General features: G+C 62.5%; 1 protein-coding gene and 1 pseudogene. One reads left to right on the top strand and one right to left on the bottom strand.

From position 1 onward, the window contains the following. Window positions 1-229: pseudogene (locus TR36_RS16255) on the bottom strand (hypothetical protein); the annotation flags it as partial. On the opposite strand from TR36_RS16255, the gene TR36_RS16250 reads away from it, so the two are divergent. Beyond that, window positions 222-455, top strand: coding sequence for a TOBE domain-containing protein (locus TR36_RS16250; protein ID WP_045394500.1), 234 nt, complete (start codon window positions 222-224; stop codon window positions 453-455). The pseudogene TR36_RS16255 and the gene TR36_RS16250 sit on opposite strands and share 8 nt — an antisense overlap. The last annotated feature ends 49 nt before the right edge of the window (window positions 456-504 follow it).

Genomic DNA, 504 nt, shown 5'->3' with positions numbered 1-504 from the left:
TACCAGCCCGGTGCTGCGGCGATGCCGGATGCGCGAACGATGGCACCGGTCGGGKWRGGGCGATCGATACCGATTGCACCTGCGCGATAAGCGGGCGGGTATCCACGACAACGGCGGCGGCAGGTGGTGCATCTTCGGGCCGCGGCGAATCCGCGCCGCCGTTCAGCCATGTCCCCGGGTTCATCCGGTTGCAACCAGCCAGCGCAAGGCCCACGGCCAGAATGGCCACTGCGGCCGATCTTGCTTCATGCGATACCACCCTTCAGGGCACCGTCACCGATACGATTTTCGAAGGAGAGCGTTTGCTCTATTTCGTTGCGGTGCCGGGCCTCGCAACGGCGCTGCAGATCTATCACCATGACCCGCTTGGGCATGCCCCCCATGATCGGGGAGCAGCGGTGACAATCGGATGGAATGCCCGCGATCTGCTGATATTCCCGCCCCAAAACATGTGAAAAACGGCGCGCCGTTCAACAAGGAGACGATCATGGCAAATTCCCACAT

The sequence above is a fragment of the Falsirhodobacter sp. alg1 genome (assembly GCF_000739715.2).
Classification (GTDB): Bacteria; Pseudomonadota; Alphaproteobacteria; order Rhodobacterales; family Rhodobacteraceae; genus Falsirhodobacter.
This window is presented reverse-complemented; position numbering and strand designations above follow the sequence as displayed.